The organism is Falsihalocynthiibacter sp. S25ZX9 (assembly GCF_041205405.1).
Classification (GTDB): Bacteria; Pseudomonadota; Alphaproteobacteria; order Rhodobacterales; family Rhodobacteraceae; genus Falsihalocynthiibacter; species Falsihalocynthiibacter arcticus.
In genome coordinates, this window is sequence record NZ_JBGFCD010000285.1 from 1 (window position 1) to 291 (window position 291).

1 protein-coding gene is annotated in these 291 nt (G+C 49.5%); it reads right to left on the reverse strand.

What is annotated here, in order from left to right:
- The coding region (locus AB9F29_RS22265) for a hypothetical protein (RefSeq protein ID WP_369757296.1) at positions 1-291 on the reverse strand (291 nt) is incomplete at both ends.

Sequence of the window (291 nt, forward strand, 5' to 3'; positions counted from 1 at the left end):
AGAAACGAGCCAAATGCGATGAGGGAAATTGGCAAAACCGCCACGCTATAGGAAGCTGGAAAGGCCCACCCAATTAAAACGCCTCCTCCCAACGTGCAGAAAAGGACATAAACAAAGGATGGAATTCCAGCCAATAATCCAGCTTGTTTGCGTGCTTTGTTGAGACCCAAAATATTGTTATCTTTTGACAAGCGCGCATAGGCAGGGCTGAACGTTGCGCCAACGGAACTTGTCAGAATGGACGGTAAGGTGCCAAATCGAAGAGCAACCTCGATGATGGCCGTGCCACCC